Source organism: Burkholderia sp. Ac-20379 (assembly GCF_017104645.1).
Taxonomy (GTDB): Bacteria; Pseudomonadota; Gammaproteobacteria; order Burkholderiales; family Burkholderiaceae; genus Burkholderia.
On record NZ_JAAGPF010000031.1, the window covers coordinates 11,555 to 29,132 of the forward strand.

Sequence of the window (17,578 nt, forward strand, 5' to 3'; positions counted from 1 at the left end):
TCCCGCCGAAACCCCCGCCTTACGCCCCACCGACACTGCGACCCTCAATTCTCACAATAATCTCAACGAGTCAATTCGCCTTTATTCCCGCAATTGCAATAATTTCGCAATTACTTGATACAAAAGGACTTTTTACCGTTGTGACGTTTTGGAGACACTTTATTTTTTTGGGTTTCTTGCGCGATACGCACTGCGCTATTCTCCATTTCGCAACAAATAACGAATCACTTTGCGTGGAGAAAACTACCTATGAAAAAACTCGCTCTGTCTACCCTCTCGTTGGCACTCCTCGGCGCTGCTGGCGCAGCCCACGCTCAATCGAGCGTGACGCTGTACGGCGTGATCGATACGGCAATCCTGTATTCGCACGGCAATAACGGCACGGGCAACAACGGCTGGCAGATGAACAGCGGCAACCTTCAGGGCAGCCGCTGGGGCCTGAAGGGCGCAGAAGATCTGGGCGGTGGCCTGAAGGCAGTGTTCCAGTTGGAAAACGGCTTTAACTCCAACAACGGCACGCTGGGCCAAGGCGGCAAGATGTTCGGCCGTCAGGCATACGTCGGCCTGCAAAGCGATCAGTTCGGCACGGTGACGCTGGGCCGCCAATACGACCCGCTGGTCGACATGGTTCAGGCCGTGACGGCAGACAACTACTTCGGCAGCGTGTTCGCAACGCCGGGCGACGTCGACAACAACGACAACAGCCTGCGCGTGAACAACGCCATCAAGTACACGTCGCCGGTGTTCGCTGGCCTGCAATTCGAAGGCTTCTACGCACTGGGCGGCGTGGCTGGCTCGAACGGCTCGGGTCAAACGTGGGCGGCAGCCGTGGCCTACAACAATGGCCCGATCGGCATCGCCGGCGGTTACTACCAAGCGTCGAACCTGTACGGCACGGCACGTGGCGCGAACTGGGGCGGCACGTCGGACGCGATCTTCGACGGCCCGATCAACAGCGGCTACACGAACGCGAAGTCGATCGGCATCGGCCAAGTGGCTGGCCAGTACGCTTTCGGCCCGGTCACGGTCGGCCTCGGCTACTCGAACGCGCAATACAAGCGTGACAACTTCTCGTCGTTCGCATCGACCGAGAAGTACAACACGGGCCGCGCATTCGCAACGTTCCAGGCAACGCCGGCAATCCTGCTGGGCGTCGGCTACTCGTACACGAAGGCAAGCGGCGACACGGACGCCAAGTACCATCAGGCTTCGCTGGGCGCGGACTACTCGCTGTCGAAGCGCACCGACATCTACCTGGTCGGCGCGTACCAACACGCAAGCGGCACGCAACGTCTGGCCAACGGCACGACGCAATCGGCACAAGCTTCGATCGGTTCGTACGGCATCGCCGGCACGAGCTCGCAAGAGATCGTCGCTCTGGGCCTGCGCCACAAGTTCTAAGCATTGCGCCGCTTCGCGGCAATACGGCGGCGCCTTCGGGCGCCGTGCGTTGCCGCAGCGATCTAACCAGCCCGAGGCGTTTGCCGACGGCTGGTTTTTTTATGCGCGCGCGGTTTCGGGCGGCAGCGGCCCCCCGCGCCGCCTCGCGCATAAAAAAATCCCCGCGCGCTTGCCGCACGCGGGGATCTTTTTGGGCTGCGTCGACGGCCCGGCGTCGCTGGACCTCTCGGCAATTCCCCGTACTGCTCGACGCTTCGCTTACGCTGCGGCGTCCTTCAGCTTCTTCAGCGCACGTGCCTTGACGCGCACGCTTGCCGGCTTGGCCGGGAACCAGCGCTCTTCGCCCGTGAACGGATCCTTGCCGAAGCGCTTCTTCTTCGCGGCGACAGCCGTGGCCGAGATCTTCAGCAGGCCCGGCAGCGTGAATTCGCCCGCACCCTTCTTGTGGATCGAGCCGAGGATCACGTTCTCGAGCTGTGCCAGCACAGCCTTGACGGTCTTCAGTTCGACTTCAGCCTTCTCGGCGATGTGCGTTGCCAGCGAAGCCTTGGTGAAGCTGTCCTTGATCGGCGTCGGAGCGGCAGGCGCCTTCGCGACTGCCTTCTTCGCCACTACTTTCTTAGCCGGCGCGGCTGCCTTCTTTGCCGTCACTTTCTTCGCCGGTGCGGCAGCCTTGGTAGCCACCTTTTTTGCGGAAGTCGCCATTTTTCTCCTACCTGGTGTGGTCGTTGGATGCGAAGCACGCAATGTGCATGCTCCAAGGCCGGATTCTACAAGCGGCGCGCGGCTTCGTGCAGCACTTTTATGCGTAATTCGCGGGTTTTCTGCAGGTTTTGTTGTCTTGTCCGTGCACGATGCCCGGCGACGCCTGCCGGATGCGCCAAAACGCAAGCCGGGCGCGTCGAATTATGTTCGATATTTGCATCCCTATACTGAGGACGTTTTCCGCCCGGACATCCGCATGCGCAACCTCAAAACCGTGAGAGGTCTGGACGGCCTGCGCGCCGTCGCCGTCATTCTGGTTTTCCTGTCTCACAAGGCTCACGTCGAAGCGATCGACGTCGGTCAGCTCGGCGTGTGGCTGTTCTTCCTGATCAGCGGCTACCTGATCATCGGCGAGCTGCACCGCGCGCGGCTCGCCGTCGAGCACGGCAGCGCCACGCGCCGCTACGCGCTGAGCCTGTTCCTCGCCAAGCGCGCGCTGCGCATCTATCCCATCTATTACCTGCTGCTCGCCGCGCTCGCGATCGCGCATGCGACCGTCTATCAGCGCGGCGTCGATCTCGGCCTCGGCTGGCATGCGCTGTTCCTGTCGAATGTCTGGATCGGCGTCGTCAAACAGGGCTGGCCCGGCAGCACCTCGCACTTCTGGAGCCTCGCGGTGGAGCAGCAGTTCTATCTGGCCGCGCCGGTCGTGCTGCTGACGACGCGCGCCTCGCGCCATCTGGTCTGCTGCGCGGCGGCCGTGGCGCTCGGCGCGGCCGGCCACCTGCTGCTGTACGACGCGAACGCGCCGCACGTGCTGATCTACGCGTTCTCGCCGTGGAATTTCTCGCTGATCGCGCTGGGCGGCATCGGCGGCATCGCCGCGAACCGGGCGGGCGGCCTGGCCGGCCTGCGCATCATGCGCGCGCCGCTCGCGCCGTGGCTGCCTTGGCTCGCGGCGGCCGCCGTGACGCTGCTCGTCACGCTGCCGGCGTGGGCGCCGCCGCTGTCGGGCATCGACGACGGGCTCGCCGACGTGGGCCTCGGCGCCGCGCTCGGCGCGCTGCTGCTGTGCGTGGTGGCGCTGCCCGATCATCCGATGGTCGGCGGGCTCGAATGGACGCCGCTCGCCTATCTCGGCACGATCAGCTACGGCTTCTACCTGTTCCACAACCTGATTCCTTCGCATTTCGGCGTGTGGCCGGCGCTCGACGCGCGGCTCGATCTGCCGCCCGAGATTGGCGACGCGGTGCCGGTCGCGCTGCAGTTCGCCGCGGCGGTGGGCCTCGCGCATCTGTCGTGGCGGTATTTCGAGCGGCGGCTGCTCGGCTATCGCGAGCCGGTCAAGCGCGGGCTGCAGCGCGCGTTTCCCGCGGCGGCGGTGCGCGGGCAGTGATGTCGCGCGCGGAACCGCACCGGTTCAAGCGTCGGTCATGAGCCAAGGCCCGGCCCGCGGCACTCGCGCCGCGCCATCCTTGGGCGGCGCCCATAAAAAAGCCCCGGCGCGAAGCCGGGGCGAATGCAACAACCACCACATGGACGTGAAGAAACGCTAAGCGCGGCCCGTCAGGCGGCCTGAGCCAGCACGGCCAGGCAAGTGCGCAGATAAGCCTCGAATTCGCGGCTGACTTCCGGATGCTGGAGCGCCAGCTCGACGGTCGCCTTCAGGTAACCGATCTTGCTGCCGCAATCGAAGCGCGTGCCGTAGTAGCGATACGCGAGCACCTGCTCGTCGGCCAGCAGCGATTGCACCGCATCGGTCAGTTGCAGCTCGTTGCCCGCGCCCGGCTTGATGCGGCGCAGATGATCGAAGATGCTCGGCATGAACACGTAGCGGCCGACCACGCCGAGGTTCGACGGCGCGTCTTCCGGCGCCGGCTTCTCGACGATGCCCGACAGCTTGATCACGTCCTCTTCCCATTCGCGGCCCTCGACGATCCCGTACGAACGGGTGTCCTCGCGCGCGACGGTTTCGACGCCGATCACCGAGCTGTGATAGTGGTTGAACACGTCGACGAGCTGCTTGAGCACGGGCTGTTCGCCGTGCAGCAGATCGTCGGCGAGGATCACGGCGAACGGCTCGCCGTGCACCAGCTTTTCGGCGCACAGCACGGCGTGGCCGAGGCCGAGCGCCTCCGGCTGACGCACGTAATAGCAGTCCACATGGCTCGGCTTGATGCCGCGCACCAGTTCGAGCAGCTTGTCCTTGCCGCGCGCCTCGAGCTCGGCCTCGATCTCGTACGATTTGTCGAAGTGATCCTCGATCGCGCGCTTGCTGCGCCCGGTCACGAAAATCATCTCGGTGATGCCGGCATTGATCGCCTCCTCGACCGCGTACTGGATCAGCGGCTTGTCGACGACCGGCAGCATTTCCTTCGGACTGGCCTTGGTCGCCGGCAAAAACCGCGTGCCTAGCCCGGCTACGGGAAACACGGCCTTCTTGACTTTGAGCATGGTGATGAAACCCCGGAGAAATTGAGGGCCGCGACGATGGCGCGGCCCGTTGATACGGTGCGAACGTCGCCGCGCCGGGGGCCGCCTTGAAAGGCGGCCCCCGGCGAACGGCCATGATCAGTCGAACTCTTCGGCGAGCCGGTCGTTGCCCTCGAGCCCGAAACGGCTGATCGGTTCGTTCTTCAGTGCGTCGCGATAGGCCGACAACACGGCCATCACGAGCAATACGGCGCCACTGGCGACCCAATTCATATCCATGATGCATTCCTCGTCTGATTCGACCCGAACCCAAACTATCAAAAAAAAATCGAGAAATAATTGGGCCGATTTCGCAACCCGGAATAGCCCGCCTGTCGAAACGTCTTGTTGCAATTTCCCGGGCGTTTTTTTATTTCAACGTTCGATTTCTCACGCCTTAGGATGAACGCGCGCCCGCTGCGAGCTCCAGCTCGCGGCCGGCTTCCGATCCACTCTCAGGCCGAGGAATCCGACGCATGAACGCTCTCAGCGCGCCAACGCTCGCGCGCCCCGCCGCCCCCGACAACAAGGACGCCCTGGTCGACGCGCTGCGCGGCTTCGCGGCGCTGCTCGTGGCCTATTTCCATTGCCGGCAGGTGATCTGGATCGGCATGCAGGCCTTCCATCGCGGCCACCCGCCGCTGCACGATCCGAACACGCTGCTCGCCTATCTGACGTTTCCGTTCGCGTGGGGCTCGGCCGGCGTGCCGGTGTTCTTCGTGATCAGCGGCTACTGCATCCATCGCAACATCGCGCTCAAGCACGCGGCCTCGCCCGGCTACCGGCTCGATACGCCGAACTTCTGGGCGCGGCGCTTCGCGCGCATCTATCCGGTGCTGCTGGCCGCGCTGCTGATCACGCTGGCGCTCGACCTGATCAGCCTGCAGTTCGCGCCGGTCAGCCACAAGATCCGCGACATCGGCTGGACCGCGTTCGCGGTCAACCTGCTGTCGCTGCAGGGCATCGCCGGGCAGACCTACGGCTCGAACGGCGCGCTCTGGACGCTGTCGCTCGAAGTGCAGTTCTATGCCGTTTATCCGCTGTGGTTCGCGCTGCGCAAGCGGATCGGCATCGGGCCGCTGGTGGCGGCGGTGGCGCTCGTCAACCTCGCGTCGGCCTGGGCGTTCGAACGGCATGACGTGCAGATCTTCACGTCGTACTGGCTGTCGTGGACGCTCGGCGCGCTGATCGCCGACCTGCGCGCGCGCCGCGCCGCCGATACGGCGCCGTCGCGCGGCTGGTATCTGGCGGGCGCGGCCGGCGTCGCGCTCGGCTGCGTGGCGTTCCATTTCGGGCAGTACGGCGCGTTCCAGCTCTGGTCGCTCGGCTTCGCCTGCTACCTGCACGCGGCGATCGCGCGGCCCGCGCCCGCCAATCTCGCCGTGCGCGGCTTCGCGTGGCTCGGCGATTTCAGCTATTCGCTGTATCTCGTGCATCTGCCGCTGTTCGTCTGCCTCGGCTCGGTGCTGTTCCGTTCGCAGTTGCAGACGTCGATCTGGCCGTCGTTCGCGTTCATGGCGGCCGCGATTCCGCTGGCGTGGGTGGTGTATCGCCTCGTGGAGCGGCCTGCGATGCGCTGGGCGGCCAGCTTGAAGCCGGCGGCCAGGCCGGCGCGTGCGGCGGCGCCGGCGGCCACTGTATGAGGTAGGTTCCGTCGCGGATGGGCATGCAACGGCCGGACGGCAACGCCCGGCCGTTTTTCCGGTGCGTCGCAGTCCAGCGCGCCCGTCAGTCAAAAAGCGCGTTGCGCGGCTCAAGCATGCCGCGCAACGCGCTTTCGGTTTAGGTGACGGGATCCCGCCGCGCTTCAGCGCTTCTTGCGCGCGACCTCGACCAGAATCCGCTCGACCGCCTCGACATACCCGCTCGTGCCGAAGCGCCGCACCGCCGTTTCGAAACCGTTCGCCACCAGCCGTTCGCGGCGCACGCGGTCTTGACGCAGCGCGCCGAGCGCTTCCGACAGCGAGGCCGCATCGCCCGGCTCGCACAGCAGGCCGTTCACGCCGTCGTCGACGATCTCGACCACGCCGCCCGCCCGCGCCGCCACCACCGGCCGCTTCGCCAGCATCCCCTCGACGATCACGCGCCCGAACGGCTCCGGCGTGATCGAGGTGTGCGCGACCACGTCGACGGCCTTCATCCAGGCCGCGATGTCGCGCTGAAAGCCGGCGAACGTCACGCGATCGCCGAGCCCGCGCTGCGCGACGATGTCCTGCAGTTCGGCCGCGTAGTCGTCCTCGCCGAACAGCGGCGCGCCGACCAGCACCACGTGCAGATCCGGGTCGCGCATGGCCGCGTCGAGCAGCAGATGCTGGCCCTTCCAGCGCGCGAGGCGGCTGAACGAGCCGACGATCCACGCCGTTTCGGGCAGGCCGAACCGCGCCCGCAGGGCGGCTTGCGGCGTGGCCTCGAGCGCCGTGAACGGCGCGGCGTCGATGCCGTTGAACACCACGTCGACCGCTTCCTCCTCGCCGCCCGTCAGCGCCAGATAGGCCTGCGCCGACGCGTTCGAGTTGGCGATCACGCGCGTCACGCCGAGCCGTGCGCACTGCTTGATCGCGAACAGCTGCTTGGCGCCGAAATGCTCGTGGCTGACGATGTCGCGCAGATGCCAGACCACCGGCTTGCGCGCGATCCGCCCGGCCAGCGCGCCCACCACCATCGCGCGCTGCGTGTTGGCGTAGATCACGTCGGCGTCGCGCGCGCGGCGCACCACCTCGCGCACCAGCGACACCAGTCCGCCCACGGCGCGCAGCGACGCGCCGCCCTTCTTGCGCACGCGATCCATGCCGCGCGACTTCATCACGCTGACGTCCACGCCCGCCTCGTCCAGCGCATCGCGGAACGGGCCTTCGTCGAACAGCAGCACGCTCGCGGTGCCGCGCCAGTGCGTCACGAATTCGAACAGCGACAGCTCCGCGCCGCCGAGCACGCCGCTCTGGTCGAGCACCAGCGCGCGCACCTGGCTGGCCGCCACGGTGCCGGCCTCGCGCGCACCGGCGCGGGCGCGCGCCTGCGCGTTCGGCAGCAGGCTCTCGATCTGCTCGACGAGCCGGCGGCGGAAATGCGAGGTCGCGAAGCGCTCGGCGTTCGCGCGGCAGGCTTCGGGCCGGAACCGCGCGGGATCGGCCTCGAACGCGTCGACCGCGGCCACGATCGCGGGCACCTTCTGCTCGTCGAAGAAGAGGCCGGTGGGCGCGGGATCGGTCGCGGCGTCGCGCACCGTTTCCAGCGCGCCGCCCTTGCCGAACGCGATCACCGGCGTGCCGCAGGCCTGCGCCTCGACCACCGAGATGCCGAAATCCTCCTCCGCCGCGAACACGAACGCCTTGGCGCGGCGCATGTGATCCTGCAGCACCGAGAACGGCTGGTAGCCGAGAATCTCGACGTTCGGGCCGGCCTTGGCGCGCACCTTGTCCATCTCCGGGCCGTCGCCGATCACCACCAGCCGCCGCCCCGGCATCCGCGCGAAGGCCTCGACGATCAGATCGATCTTCTTGTACGGCACCATGCGCGAAGCCGTTACGTAGAAGTCCTCTTTTTCCACCGACAGCGAGAAGCCGTCCACGTCCACCGGCGGAAACACCACGGCCGCATCGCGCTGATACACCTTGCGGATGCGCCGCGCGATGAACGCCGAATTGGCGATGAAGCCGTCCACCGAGTTCGAGGTGCGGATATCCCAGTTGCGGATGTAATGCAGGATCAGCCGCGCCATCATCGACTTCATGCCGCGCGTGAGCTGCGATTGTTCGAGGTACTGATGTTGCAGATCCCACGCGTAGCGGATCGGCGAATGCACGTAGCTGACGTGGATCTGGTCCGGCCCGGTCAACACGCCCTTCGCCACGGCGTGGCTGCTGGAGATCACCAGATCGTAGGCCGACACGTCGAGCTGTTCGATCGCGAGCGGCATCAGCGGCAGATAGCTGCGGTATTTGGTGCGCGCGAACGGCAGCTTCTGGATGAACGATGTGGTGACCGGCCGGCCGTGCAGGAAGCTGCGATCGTCGAGGAAATCGACGAGGCTGAACAGGTCGGCGTCGGGAAAGCACGCGATGATCTGCTCGAGCACGCGCTCCGCGCCCGCATAGGTCACCAGCCAGTCGTGAATGATCGCCACGCGCAGCGGGCGGCCGGCGGGCTTGCCGAGCGGGCGCGCCACGCCAGTTGGCTGGATCTGGCGCGCGAGCGACGTGGCCGAGCGTTCTACGAGTTCGCCTTTCATACGCTTTTCCCGGGAATGAGCCGCCCGATCGCGCCGCGCGCGAGTGCGCGCAGGCCGGGCGTCGTCAGAAGTGACCACGCGATGTTCAGCACGGCAACGAGTGCGCAGAGCGCGATGGCTTCGAGCAGCGTGAGGCCGGTCCAGGCCAGCGCGAGGCTCGCGAACAGGAACGCCAGGTGCGCGAGCATGTCGAGCACGATGCCGCGCTGGCGCACCGAGGCCAGCATCAGCAGCACGCCGTAATCGACCAGCGCGCGCGCCACCACCACCACGGCCGCGCCGATCAGCCCGAACTGCGTGACGCCGAACCACAGCGCGACGACGAAGAACGGCAACTGGATCACGCCGGCCAGCCCCGCGCGGGCCGGATTGACCTGCGACTGGATCAGGATCCGCATCACGCTGGCCTGCCCGACCAGCCAGATGCCGATCACGAGGATCCGGCCCACCGGGGCGGACTCCGTCGCCAGATCGTGGCCCACCCACAATTCGAGGAACGGCTGCAGCGCGAAGATCGCGGCGATCATGATCGGCGTGAACACGCCGTTCAGGAATTCGAGCGACTGGCGCACCAGGTGATCGGCATGATCGCGATCGACGGCCGACAGGCGCGGAAACAGCGTGCGTACCACCGCGTTCGGCAGCATGTTCAGGCGCGTGACGAGGTTCTGCGGCACCGTGTAGTACGTGACGTAGCGCGCGCCCAGATGCGCGCCGAGCAGCACGCGGTCGAGCGAATCGGACACCATGCTCGCGGTGCTGGCGATCAGCATCCAGCCGCCGAACGTGAACAGCTCCCTGGCGGTCTTCCAGCGCGGCGGCGCGACGCGCCGGATGTTCAGCACGCGCAGGCTGGCGCGGAACAGCAGCAGCGCCGCGATCAGCCGCGCGAGCACGGCGGCGGCCAGCACGGCCGGCAGGCTCGGCGCGATCAGCCAGGCCGCGAACAGCGGCAGCAACTGAAACAGGAACGTGCCGAACGTCTGGTTCGCGTTGTAGATGCCGAAGCGCTCCGCGCCGTTGATCGCGCCCGAAAATACCCACGACACGTTGGCGATCGGAATCGCGCAGGCCAGCCACGGCAGCGCGTGATACACCTCGTGCTGCAACTGCGCCGACACCTTGGTGAAATACGCCGTGTAGATGAACGCGCCGAAGTAGATCAGCAGCCCGCCCGCGATGCCGGTGATCAGGTTCAGCCAGGTCGCGCTCCAGAACACACGCTCGCATTGCGCCGGATCGCCGCTGGCGATCGCCTTCGAGATCTGGTTCTGCGCGGCCATGCTCATGCCGAGATCGAGGATTCCGAAATATCCGATCAAGGTCCACACGAGGCTCACCACGCCGTAGCGATCGACGCCCAGCGCGTGAATGTAGGCCGGCACCGTCACCAGCGAAACGAACGTCGGCAGGATCAGCCCGACGAAGTTCACCGCGACGTTCTTCAACATCCGTTTATCCATGCTTGCGTTGCGGGCGGATGCAATGATCCGTCCTCCTCATTGATTCACGTCGATTCATCAGCGCGGCGTCCAGCGGTACATCATCACCTTGCCGCGTGCGTCTTCCTCCACGAAGATCAGGTACTCGCCGTTGTCGCGGCGATGCGCGCTGATCCCGAACGGCACGTCCACCCAGCCCGACGCGCGGCCCACTTCCGGCCCCGGCTTGATCACGCCGACCTCCTTGCCGTTCTCCTTGTCGTACACGTGCACGATGCCCACCGGCTCCACGCCGAACAGGTAGCGGCCCGCCACGGTCAGGCCGATCAGGTTCAGGATCGGCTTGGCGTCGGGCGCCCACGGCAGCGCCACCTGATAGCGCTGCACCGGCTTGTCGCTCGACCATTTGTCGTAGCGCACCAGCACACGGCCCACTTCCTTGTTGATGCCGGGCTTCGGCTGCGCGTCCTGCGTGTAGCCCGTCACATAGAGCGTGTCGGTGGCCGGCTCGTAGATCGCGCGGCGCAGCTCGGTGAACGGCGCGGGCGTGGGGTAGTCGGTCAGCTTGTCGTACGAATAGATCGGGTTGCCGACCTTGTCGAGGCCGCCGTAGCGGAAGCGGTGGATGCCACGCGTCTCGCTGGCGCGCCATATGTCGCCGTTGGTGTCGACCCACCAGCCCCAGCCGCCGGCACGCGCCTTGGTGTCGGTGTTCATCGCGAATTCGCCGGCGTCGAAGCCGCCGTTACCGTTCTTGTCGCGCCAGATCCAGTCGCCGCCCGCGGGGCGATTCGGCACCTTGTCCACCGGCCGCGCGCGCCCGGCGATGAGGCCCGACGGAATCGCGGTCTCGCCGTCGCGCTTCGCATCGAAGCGGTAGATCTTCAGGTGATCGGCGTACATGTCCGTCAGGAACAGGAACGTGTGGCCGTCGAGCTGGCGCGCGGTCGGCAGGCCCGGCCATTGATCGGTGTTGAACACTGGATCCTGCGGATACTTGAAGCGATTCGACAGGAATCCGACATATTTCCATTCGTGTCCGGCCGGCTTCGAGAAATCGAGTTCGAAGCGCTTGTTGCCGGTGTAGACGCTGTTCGGCCGTGCCGGATCGATGCTCGCGCCGTCGACGAACAACAGGCCATCCACCTGCCAGCGCAGCGTGTCGCCCGCGCCGTAGCTCGCGAGCGTCGCGCCGAGGCCCGCGCCGAGCGTGCCCTGCTTCGGGCCGATGCCGTTCATCGCCACGTAGATGTTGCCGGCGCGATCGGCGCCCACGCCGGTCAGGCCGTTGAAGCGCAGCGGGCCGGGCCGCCCCGCCACGCCCGAGAAGATGCCGCCGCGCTCGCCGAGCGTGCCGCTCATCGCGTAGCTGCCGCCCTGCGCCTGCTTCGAGAAGATCAGGATCTGCTGGCGCGGGCCGTTGTCGGCGATCAGCACGCGGCCCTTCGCATCGACCGCCACGTCCACCGCGTCGCTGCCCGACGGCAGCGCGGGCGCGTCGTCGATCGCCCGGCCGTCGGGACGCACGTGCACGAGCTTGGCCGGGCCGCCGAGCGTGTCGGTCAGCAGCCACAGCGTGCCGTCGTTGTCGAGCGCGATGCGGCCCGGTTCGTGCGCGCTGAAGGTCGAGAGCTTGTCCATCGATTCGGCGTCGTACACGTCGACGCTGTCGTGATGCGGATCGGTCGCGTAGAGCCGCTTGGCCGAGGCCGCGAGGCCGGCCACTTCGTCGCGCGTATCGACCGGCGTGTCGTTGACCTTCAGAAAGCTGGCCGCCATCCTGGCGCGCGCATCGCCGGCCGCCGCGGCGCGAAATGGTGCGGGCTGGCGCATGTCGCCGATCGCGCGGCGCGAGATGCCCCACCACTGACGGCCCTTGTCGGGCCACACGCCCGGGCTGACGAGCCGGCCCTTCTCATTGCCGACGCCGATCGCCACGTAGGCGTAGCGGTCGTTGACCGCGATCGCGCTGCCGCCCGCATTGCCCCAGCCGTGCGTGCCGCCGGCGAAGCCGAGCATCTTGCCGTCCTGATAGACGCTGGCTTCGGCGCCGCTCTCGTCCCACGGCGCATTCGTGTAGACCTTGCCCTGCGGCGTGACCGCGATCGCGCGAATGTCGATCTGCGTCCAGCTGCCGTCGCCATAGCCATGGGTATTGCCGATCCACGACGTGGTGGCGTCGAGCACGGCTTCGGCCGAGGTACGGCCGGGCAGACACACGGCGGGAACGATGACGGCAAGGGCGATCAGGAGCGAACGTCGCAATGCAACTCTCCGGAGTGGACGGAAGGACGGACGGCCCGTGTCCAGCCAGGCGGCTCGCGGCAATGCACCACGATACGGCGCAACGTCGGGCCGGCCCGGGCGGCACGGTGCGACGCAGGTTACAAGCGAAAATATTCACAAGAAATTCCGAATCCTTTTCCGCGGCGCACCGTTACATGTGGTTGCGAATTCGCGCGAGCAATCGGAATAATTTCAGCAAATTCAAGGCACATCGCGCTTGATCGGCCGTAACTTGTACCGACGGCAATGGCGGGATGGCGCCCTTGAAACCCCCACGGGCCGCCACCGTCCAGCCCTGTTTCCGTTTTATCTCTCCATTTTTTATCGATTTCTTTTCCCTAGAATCCCACACGAATCCTTCCAGGATCGACGGGTTGCGTCGCCCCACCTAGGCGGCATCCGCAATTCGATTTTCGGAATCGTCCAATTTACCTGGCGAAGCCGCGCAGTCATGATGCGCGGCGCGCCATAACCCGACAGGCCCCGATGACGCTCGACACGCCCTCCGCACCGCCCCGCCACGCAAGCCGCATCGTGCAGCTCGACGGCCTGCGCGCGATCGCCGTGATGGCCGTGTTCCTGCAACACGCGGTCAAGGCGCCGCTCTGGATGGGCGTCGATCTGTTCTTCGTGCTGAGCGGGCTGCTGATCACCGGCATCCTGCTCGACCGCAAGGCGCGCGGCCTGCCGCTGTTCCGCCATTTCTACGTGCGCCGCGCGCGCCGCATCCTGCCTTCGTACGTACTGCTGCTGATCGTCTCCACGCTGCTGTTCGGCGCGGGTTGGCTCGCGCACTGGCCTTGGTATGCGTTTTTCTCGACCAATATCGGGCTGTCGATCGGCAGCATCGGCCACGAAAGCCTGAACGTGCTGTGGTCGCTCGCGGTGGAAGAGCAGTTTTATATCTTCTGGCCGTTCGTGGTGCTGCTCTGTCCCGAGCGCGCGCTGGCCTGGGTCGCGGCCGCGCTGGTGATCGTCGCGCCGCTGCTGCGCGCCGTGGCCACGCCGTGGTTCGATTCGTTCTGGCCGATCTATTACCTGACGCCGTTCCGCATGGATCTGCTCGCCGCCGGCGCGCTGCTGGCGGTGCTGCTGCGCCGCGACCGGCGTGCGCTGGAGCCGTACACCGGCCTGGCCGTGGCGGCCGCCTGCGTGGCGCTCGCGCTGCTCGCCTGGCTGCATCTGTCGAACCCGCGCTTCCGCGCCGCCAACACGCCGTTGTCGAACGCCGCGCTCTACAGCATCTCGCTCGTGCTCTGCACCTCGATCGTCGTGATTGCGCTGCGCGGCCGCGGCATCGTGCAGCGCGTGCTGACGAACCCGGCGCTCGTCTATGTCGGCACCATCAGCTACACGATTTATCTCGTACACCTGAGCGTGTTATATGCGCTCTGGCCATGGCATCTGAATCGCTACGCGACCGCCGTCGTCGCGCTGGCGATCACGCTCGCCTACGCCAGCTTCACCTGGTTCGCGTTCGAACGCCGGCTCACGCGCGGGCCTGCGCCGTCCGTGCAGGCACTGCCCCAATCCTCCACTCGCTCCCTCAGGAATCCGTTATGAGTTCAGCACGCAAGAAGGCGATCATCACCGGCATCACCGGGCAAGACGGCGCCTATCTGACGAAACTCCTGCTCGACGCCGGCTACGAGGTCACCGGCACCTACCGGCGCACGAGTTCGGTCAATTTCTGGCGCATCGCCGAGCTTGGCGTGGCCGACCATCCCAACCTGTCGCTGGTCGAGCACGACCTCACGGATCTCGGATCGAGCCTGCGCCTGATCGAGCGCGTCCAGCCCGACGAACTCTATAATCTCGCCGCGCAAAGCTTCGTCGGCGTGTCGTTCGATCAACCCGCCACCACGGCCAGCGTGACCGGCATCGGCGCCCTGAACCTGCTCGAGGCGTTGCGCGTGGTCAGCCCGCGCACGCGCTTCTACCAAGCGTCGACGTCGGAAATGTTCGGTAAGGTGCAGGCGATTCCGCAAATCGAATCGACGCCGTTCTATCCGCGCAGCCCGTACGGCGTCGCCAAGCTTTACGCGCACTGGATGACGGTGAATTACCGGGAGTCGTACGGTTTGTTCGCATCGAGCGGTATCCTGTTCAACCATGAATCGCCGCTGCGCGGCCGCGAGTTCGTCACGCGCAAGATCACCGACACCGTCGCCAAGATCAAGCTCGGCAAGGCCACCCGCCTCGAGCTCGGCAATCTCGACGCCAAGCGCGACTGGGGCTTCGCATTGGAATACGTCGACGGCATGCGCCTCATGCTGCAGGCCGACGAACCCGATACCTTCGTGCTCGCCACCCACCGCACCGAGACGGTGCGGGACTTTGCGCGCATGGCGTTCGCGGCCGCCGGCATTCAGATCGAATGGAGCGGCAAGAACGAGCACGAACGGGGCATCGACGCAGCAACCGGAAACGTGCTCGTTGCGATCAACCCGCGCTTCCACCGGCCGGCGGAAGTCGACCTTCTGATCGGATGCGCAGACAAGGCAAAGGAAAAACTTGGTTGGCAGCCGCACACAACGCTGGAACAACTGTGCACTATGATGGTTGAAGCGGATCTCACGCGGAATCTTCATCATGAAACCTTCTGATCTGCCGCGCGCACGTCGCGCACTCGTTACGGGCCTCGCCGGATTCACCGGCCGCTACGTCGCGCAAAGCCTCGAAGCCGCCGGCTACGAGGTGTGGGGCACGATTGCCCCCGGCACCACGGCGCGGCGGCGCGCACAGATCGGAAGTCGCAAGGTGGTCGAAGCCGACCTGCTCGACATCGCTTCGCTTCGCACGGCAGTCGAGCAGTCGCGCCCGGATGCCGTCGTGCACTTGGCCGCATGCGCGCACGTCGCCAACAACGATCCTCGCGATCTTTACCTCGTCAACGTGGTCGGCACGCGCAATCTGCTGACAGCGCTGGTCGACACCAACACGGCCCCGCGTTGCGTGCTGCTGGCGAGCAGCGCGAATGTCTACGGCAACGCCGAGGTGGAATCATTGGACGAAAGCGTCCCGCCTCAGCCCGCAAACGATTACGCGGTCAGCAAGCTCGCCATGGAGCACGCGGTTCGTCAGTGGTACGACAAATTGCCGATCGTGATCGCGCGTCCGTTCAACTACACCGGCGTCGGGCAGCTCGATACCTATCTGCTGCCGAAGCTCGTCACGCACTACGCGAATCGGGAGCCGCGCATCTCGCTCGGCAATCTGGAGGTCAGCCGGGATTTCTCGGACGTTCGCGACGTGGCGGCCGCCTATGTGCGATTGATCGATGCGGCGCCGGTCGGTGAAACGTTCAACGTCTGTTCCGAACACGCCTATTCGCTGAAGGAAGTGATCGCGATGCTGTCGCGCATGGCCGGCTACGCAATCGACGTGGCGATCGATCCGCGCTTCGTGCGTGGCAACGAGGTGAAAAAACTGGTGGGGTCGCGGGAAAAGCTGCGCGCTCGCCTGGGCGAGTTGCCGGTGACGTCGCTCGACGATACCTTGCGCTGGATGCTCGATGCGCTCAAGCGGCGCCCGTCGCCGGGGGATATGGTTTCTCAGGCCGGTGGCTTCCACCAGCGCATGGCGGCCCGCTGAATCGCAATCGATGGCGGCGCCGCGAAACAATTAACCGGAGGGCCGGCCAAGCCGGCCCTCCGCATTCAAGCTTTACTGCCCCAACCCGCGCGCCAGATCGTTGCGCAGGTCGTCCACCCCTTCCAGCCCCACCGCCACCCGCAGCAGCCCTTCGCTGATGCCGGCCGCGGCCCGCGCTTCGGGCGTGATGCGCGAATGCGTGGTGGTGGCCGGATGCGTGATGGTGGTGCGCGTATCGCCGAGGTTGGCCGTGATCGACACGATCTTCGTGTTGTCGATCACGCGCCAGGCGTTCGCGCGCTGCACCTCGGGCGTGTCGCCCTTCAGCTCGAACGACACCACCGCCCCGCCCGCCTTCTGCTGGCGCTTGGCGATCGCGTGCTGCGGATGCGATTCGAGGCCCGGATAGAACACGCGATTGACGGCCGGATGCTGTTCGAGCCAGCGGGCGATCTCGAGCGCGCTGGCCGACTGGCGTTCGACGCGCAGCGACAGCGTTTCCATGCCCTTGAGCAGCACCCACGCGTTGAACGCCGACAGCGTCGGGCCGGCGCTGCGCACGAACGGGAACACCTTGCCCGTGATGAATGCCTTCGAGCCGACCAGCGCGCCGCCCAGCACACGGCCCTGGCCGTCGAGGAACTTGGTGGCCGAGTGCATCACCACGTCCGCGCCGAGCTTGAGCGGCTGCTGCAGCGCCGGGCTGCAGAAACAGTTGTCGACCACGAACAGCGCCTTGGCCGATTTCGCGATCGCCGAGATCGCTTCGATATCGGCGATTTCGGTCAGCGGGTTCGACGGCGTTTCGAGGAAGAACATCTTCGTTTCGGGCCGCACGGCCTCGCGCCACGCGTTCAGATCGGTCGGATCGACGAACGTGGTGGTGATGCCGAACTTGCTGAAGATCTGCGAGAACATGCCAAGCGTCGAGCCGAACAGGCTGCGCGAGCTGACCAGATGATCGCCCGCCTGCAGCGCCGACATCACGACCGACATGATCGCCGCCATCCCCGAGGCCGTCGCGATGCAGGCCTCGCCGCCTTCCAGCGCCGCGAGGCGATCCTGGAACATCGTGACGGTGGGGTTCGTGAAGCGCGAATACGTGTAGTTGTCCTCGGAATTCGCGAAGCGCGTCGCGGCATCCTGCGCGCTCGTGAAGCAAAAGCTCGAGGTCAGGAACAGCGCTTCGGAATGTTCGTTGTATTCGCTGCGCAGCGTGCCCGCGCGGACGGCGAGCGTATCGAGGCTAAAGGAATCGTCCATGGTTCGGTCATCCGGTTTCATGCGCGCCGCGCCGCAGGCGCGCCGCTCTTGGCGAAAAGCCAACGAAAAAGCCCGCGAGGCGCAAGCATCGGCGGGCTTCAGGTAGTGCGGTCAACAGCGTTCGACTCGGGCCGGCATCGCACGCCCGGCCTCCGCTTTAGCTGTTTCGGGGCATCGCCCCGCGTCC

The 17,578-nt window shown here is 66.0% G+C and carries 13 protein-coding genes; 6 read left to right on the top strand and 7 right to left on the bottom strand.

The annotated features are described in order from the left end of the window. Positions 1-249: 249 nt before the first annotated feature. Positions 250-1,401 carry a porin gene (locus G3N92_RS06645; protein ID WP_206126665.1) on the top strand — a complete coding sequence of 384 codons (1,152 nt, stop codon included), beginning with the start codon at positions 250-252 and terminating at the stop codon, positions 1,399-1,401. 258 nt (positions 1,402-1,659) lie between these two features. Here G3N92_RS06645 and G3N92_RS06650 read toward each other — a convergent pair whose 3' ends face one another. After that, positions 1,660-2,106: an HU family DNA-binding protein gene (locus G3N92_RS06650; protein ID WP_206126666.1), complete on the bottom strand. Its 447-nt coding sequence runs from the start codon at positions 2,104-2,106 to the stop codon at positions 1,660-1,662. Between the two features lie 256 nt (positions 2,107-2,362). Here G3N92_RS06650 and G3N92_RS06655 point away from each other — a divergent pair, with 256 nt between their 5' ends. After that, a complete protein-coding gene (locus G3N92_RS06655) occupies positions 2,363-3,502 on the top strand; it encodes an acyltransferase (RefSeq protein ID WP_206126667.1) in 1,140 nt (379 codons plus the stop codon). A 170-nt stretch (positions 3,503-3,672) separates the two neighbouring features. Here G3N92_RS06655 and galU read toward each other — a convergent pair whose 3' ends face one another. Together galU and G3N92_RS06665 are read right to left on the bottom strand one after the other, a co-directional pair. Further along, positions 3,673-4,560, bottom strand: a complete 888-nt coding sequence (gene galU / locus G3N92_RS06660; RefSeq protein ID WP_206126668.1) for a UTP--glucose-1-phosphate uridylyltransferase GalU — start codon at positions 4,558-4,560, stop codon at positions 3,673-3,675. Between the two features lie 117 nt (positions 4,561-4,677). Further along, positions 4,678-4,818: a hypothetical protein gene (locus tag G3N92_RS06665; protein WP_206126669.1), complete on the bottom strand. Its 141-nt coding sequence runs from the start codon at positions 4,816-4,818 to the stop codon at positions 4,678-4,680. A 236-nt stretch (positions 4,819-5,054) separates the two neighbouring features. Here G3N92_RS06665 and G3N92_RS06670 point away from each other — a divergent pair, with 236 nt between their 5' ends. After that, complete coding sequence (locus G3N92_RS06670) at positions 5,055-6,221, top strand: acyltransferase (RefSeq protein ID WP_206126670.1); 1,167 nt, start codon at positions 5,055-5,057, stop codon at positions 6,219-6,221. 164 nt (positions 6,222-6,385) lie between these two features. On the opposite strand, the gene G3N92_RS06675 is transcribed toward G3N92_RS06670, so the two are convergent. From G3N92_RS06675 to G3N92_RS06685, 3 genes are read right to left on the bottom strand one after another with little or no spacing between them, the layout of a single operon-like run. Next, a complete protein-coding gene (locus tag G3N92_RS06675) occupies positions 6,386-8,806 on the bottom strand; it encodes a glycosyltransferase family 4 protein (RefSeq protein WP_241014624.1) in 2,421 nt (806 codons plus the stop codon). After that, a complete protein-coding gene (locus tag G3N92_RS06680) occupies positions 8,803-10,269 on the bottom strand; it encodes an oligosaccharide flippase family protein (RefSeq protein ID WP_206126671.1) in 1,467 nt (488 codons plus the stop codon). The genes G3N92_RS06675 and G3N92_RS06680 overlap by 4 nt, the downstream gene beginning before the upstream one ends. 57 nt (positions 10,270-10,326) lie before the next feature. Next, entirely contained in the window at positions 10,327-12,480 is a 2,154-nt protein-coding gene (locus tag G3N92_RS06685) for a hypothetical protein (protein ID WP_206126686.1), read from the bottom strand. A gap of 540 nt (positions 12,481-13,020) precedes the next feature. On the opposite strand from G3N92_RS06685, the gene G3N92_RS06690 reads away from it, so the two are divergent. From G3N92_RS06690 to G3N92_RS06700, 3 genes are read left to right on the top strand one after another with little or no spacing between them, the layout of a single operon-like run. Next, positions 13,021-14,097 (top strand): acyltransferase, encoded by a 1,077-nt coding sequence (locus G3N92_RS06690; protein WP_206126672.1) that lies wholly within the window; start codon positions 13,021-13,023, stop codon positions 14,095-14,097. Further along, entirely contained in the window at positions 14,094-15,140 is a 1,047-nt protein-coding gene (gmd, locus tag G3N92_RS06695) for a GDP-mannose 4,6-dehydratase (protein ID WP_206126673.1), read from the top strand. The genes G3N92_RS06690 and gmd overlap by 4 nt, the downstream gene beginning before the upstream one ends. Continuing rightward, complete coding sequence (locus G3N92_RS06700; protein ID WP_206126674.1) at positions 15,127-16,128, top strand: NAD-dependent epimerase/dehydratase family protein; 1,002 nt, start codon at positions 15,127-15,129, stop codon at positions 16,126-16,128. The genes gmd and G3N92_RS06700 overlap by 14 nt, the downstream gene beginning before the upstream one ends. 72 nt (positions 16,129-16,200) lie before the next feature. Here the strand turns inward: G3N92_RS06700 and G3N92_RS06705 are convergent, their stop codons facing one another. Next, positions 16,201-17,391 (bottom strand): O-succinylhomoserine sulfhydrylase, encoded by a 1,191-nt coding sequence (locus G3N92_RS06705; protein WP_206126675.1) that lies wholly within the window; start codon positions 17,389-17,391, stop codon positions 16,201-16,203. Positions 17,392-17,578: the final 187 nt, after the last annotated feature.

Coding starts and splice junctions, on each gene's coding strand:
- G3N92_RS06645 (WP_206126665.1), top strand. CDS start 250: ATGAAAAAACTCGCTCTGTCTACCCTCTCGTTGGCACTCCTCGGCGCT.
- G3N92_RS06650 (WP_206126666.1), bottom strand. CDS start 2,106: ATGGCGACTTCCGCAAAAAAGGTGGCTACCAAGGCTGCCGCACCGGCG.
- G3N92_RS06655 (WP_206126667.1), top strand. CDS start 2,363: ATGCGCAACCTCAAAACCGTGAGAGGTCTGGACGGCCTGCGCGCCGTC.
- galU (WP_206126668.1), bottom strand. CDS start 4,560: ATGCTCAAAGTCAAGAAGGCCGTGTTTCCCGTAGCCGGGCTAGGCACG.
- G3N92_RS06665 (WP_206126669.1), bottom strand. CDS start 4,818: ATGGATATGAATTGGGTCGCCAGTGGCGCCGTATTGCTCGTGATGGCC.
- G3N92_RS06670 (WP_206126670.1), top strand. CDS start 5,055: ATGAACGCTCTCAGCGCGCCAACGCTCGCGCGCCCCGCCGCCCCCGAC.
- G3N92_RS06675 (WP_241014624.1), bottom strand. CDS start 8,806: ATGAAAGGCGAACTCGTAGAACGCTCGGCCACGTCGCTCGCGCGCCAG.
- G3N92_RS06680 (WP_206126671.1), bottom strand. CDS start 10,269: ATGGATAAACGGATGTTGAAGAACGTCGCGGTGAACTTCGTCGGGCTG.
- G3N92_RS06690 (WP_206126672.1), top strand. CDS start 13,021: ATGACGCTCGACACGCCCTCCGCACCGCCCCGCCACGCAAGCCGCATC.
- gmd (WP_206126673.1), top strand. CDS start 14,094: ATGAGTTCAGCACGCAAGAAGGCGATCATCACCGGCATCACCGGGCAA.
- G3N92_RS06700 (WP_206126674.1), top strand. CDS start 15,127: ATGAAACCTTCTGATCTGCCGCGCGCACGTCGCGCACTCGTTACGGGC.
- G3N92_RS06705 (WP_206126675.1), bottom strand. CDS start 17,391: ATGGACGATTCCTTTAGCCTCGATACGCTCGCCGTCCGCGCGGGCACG.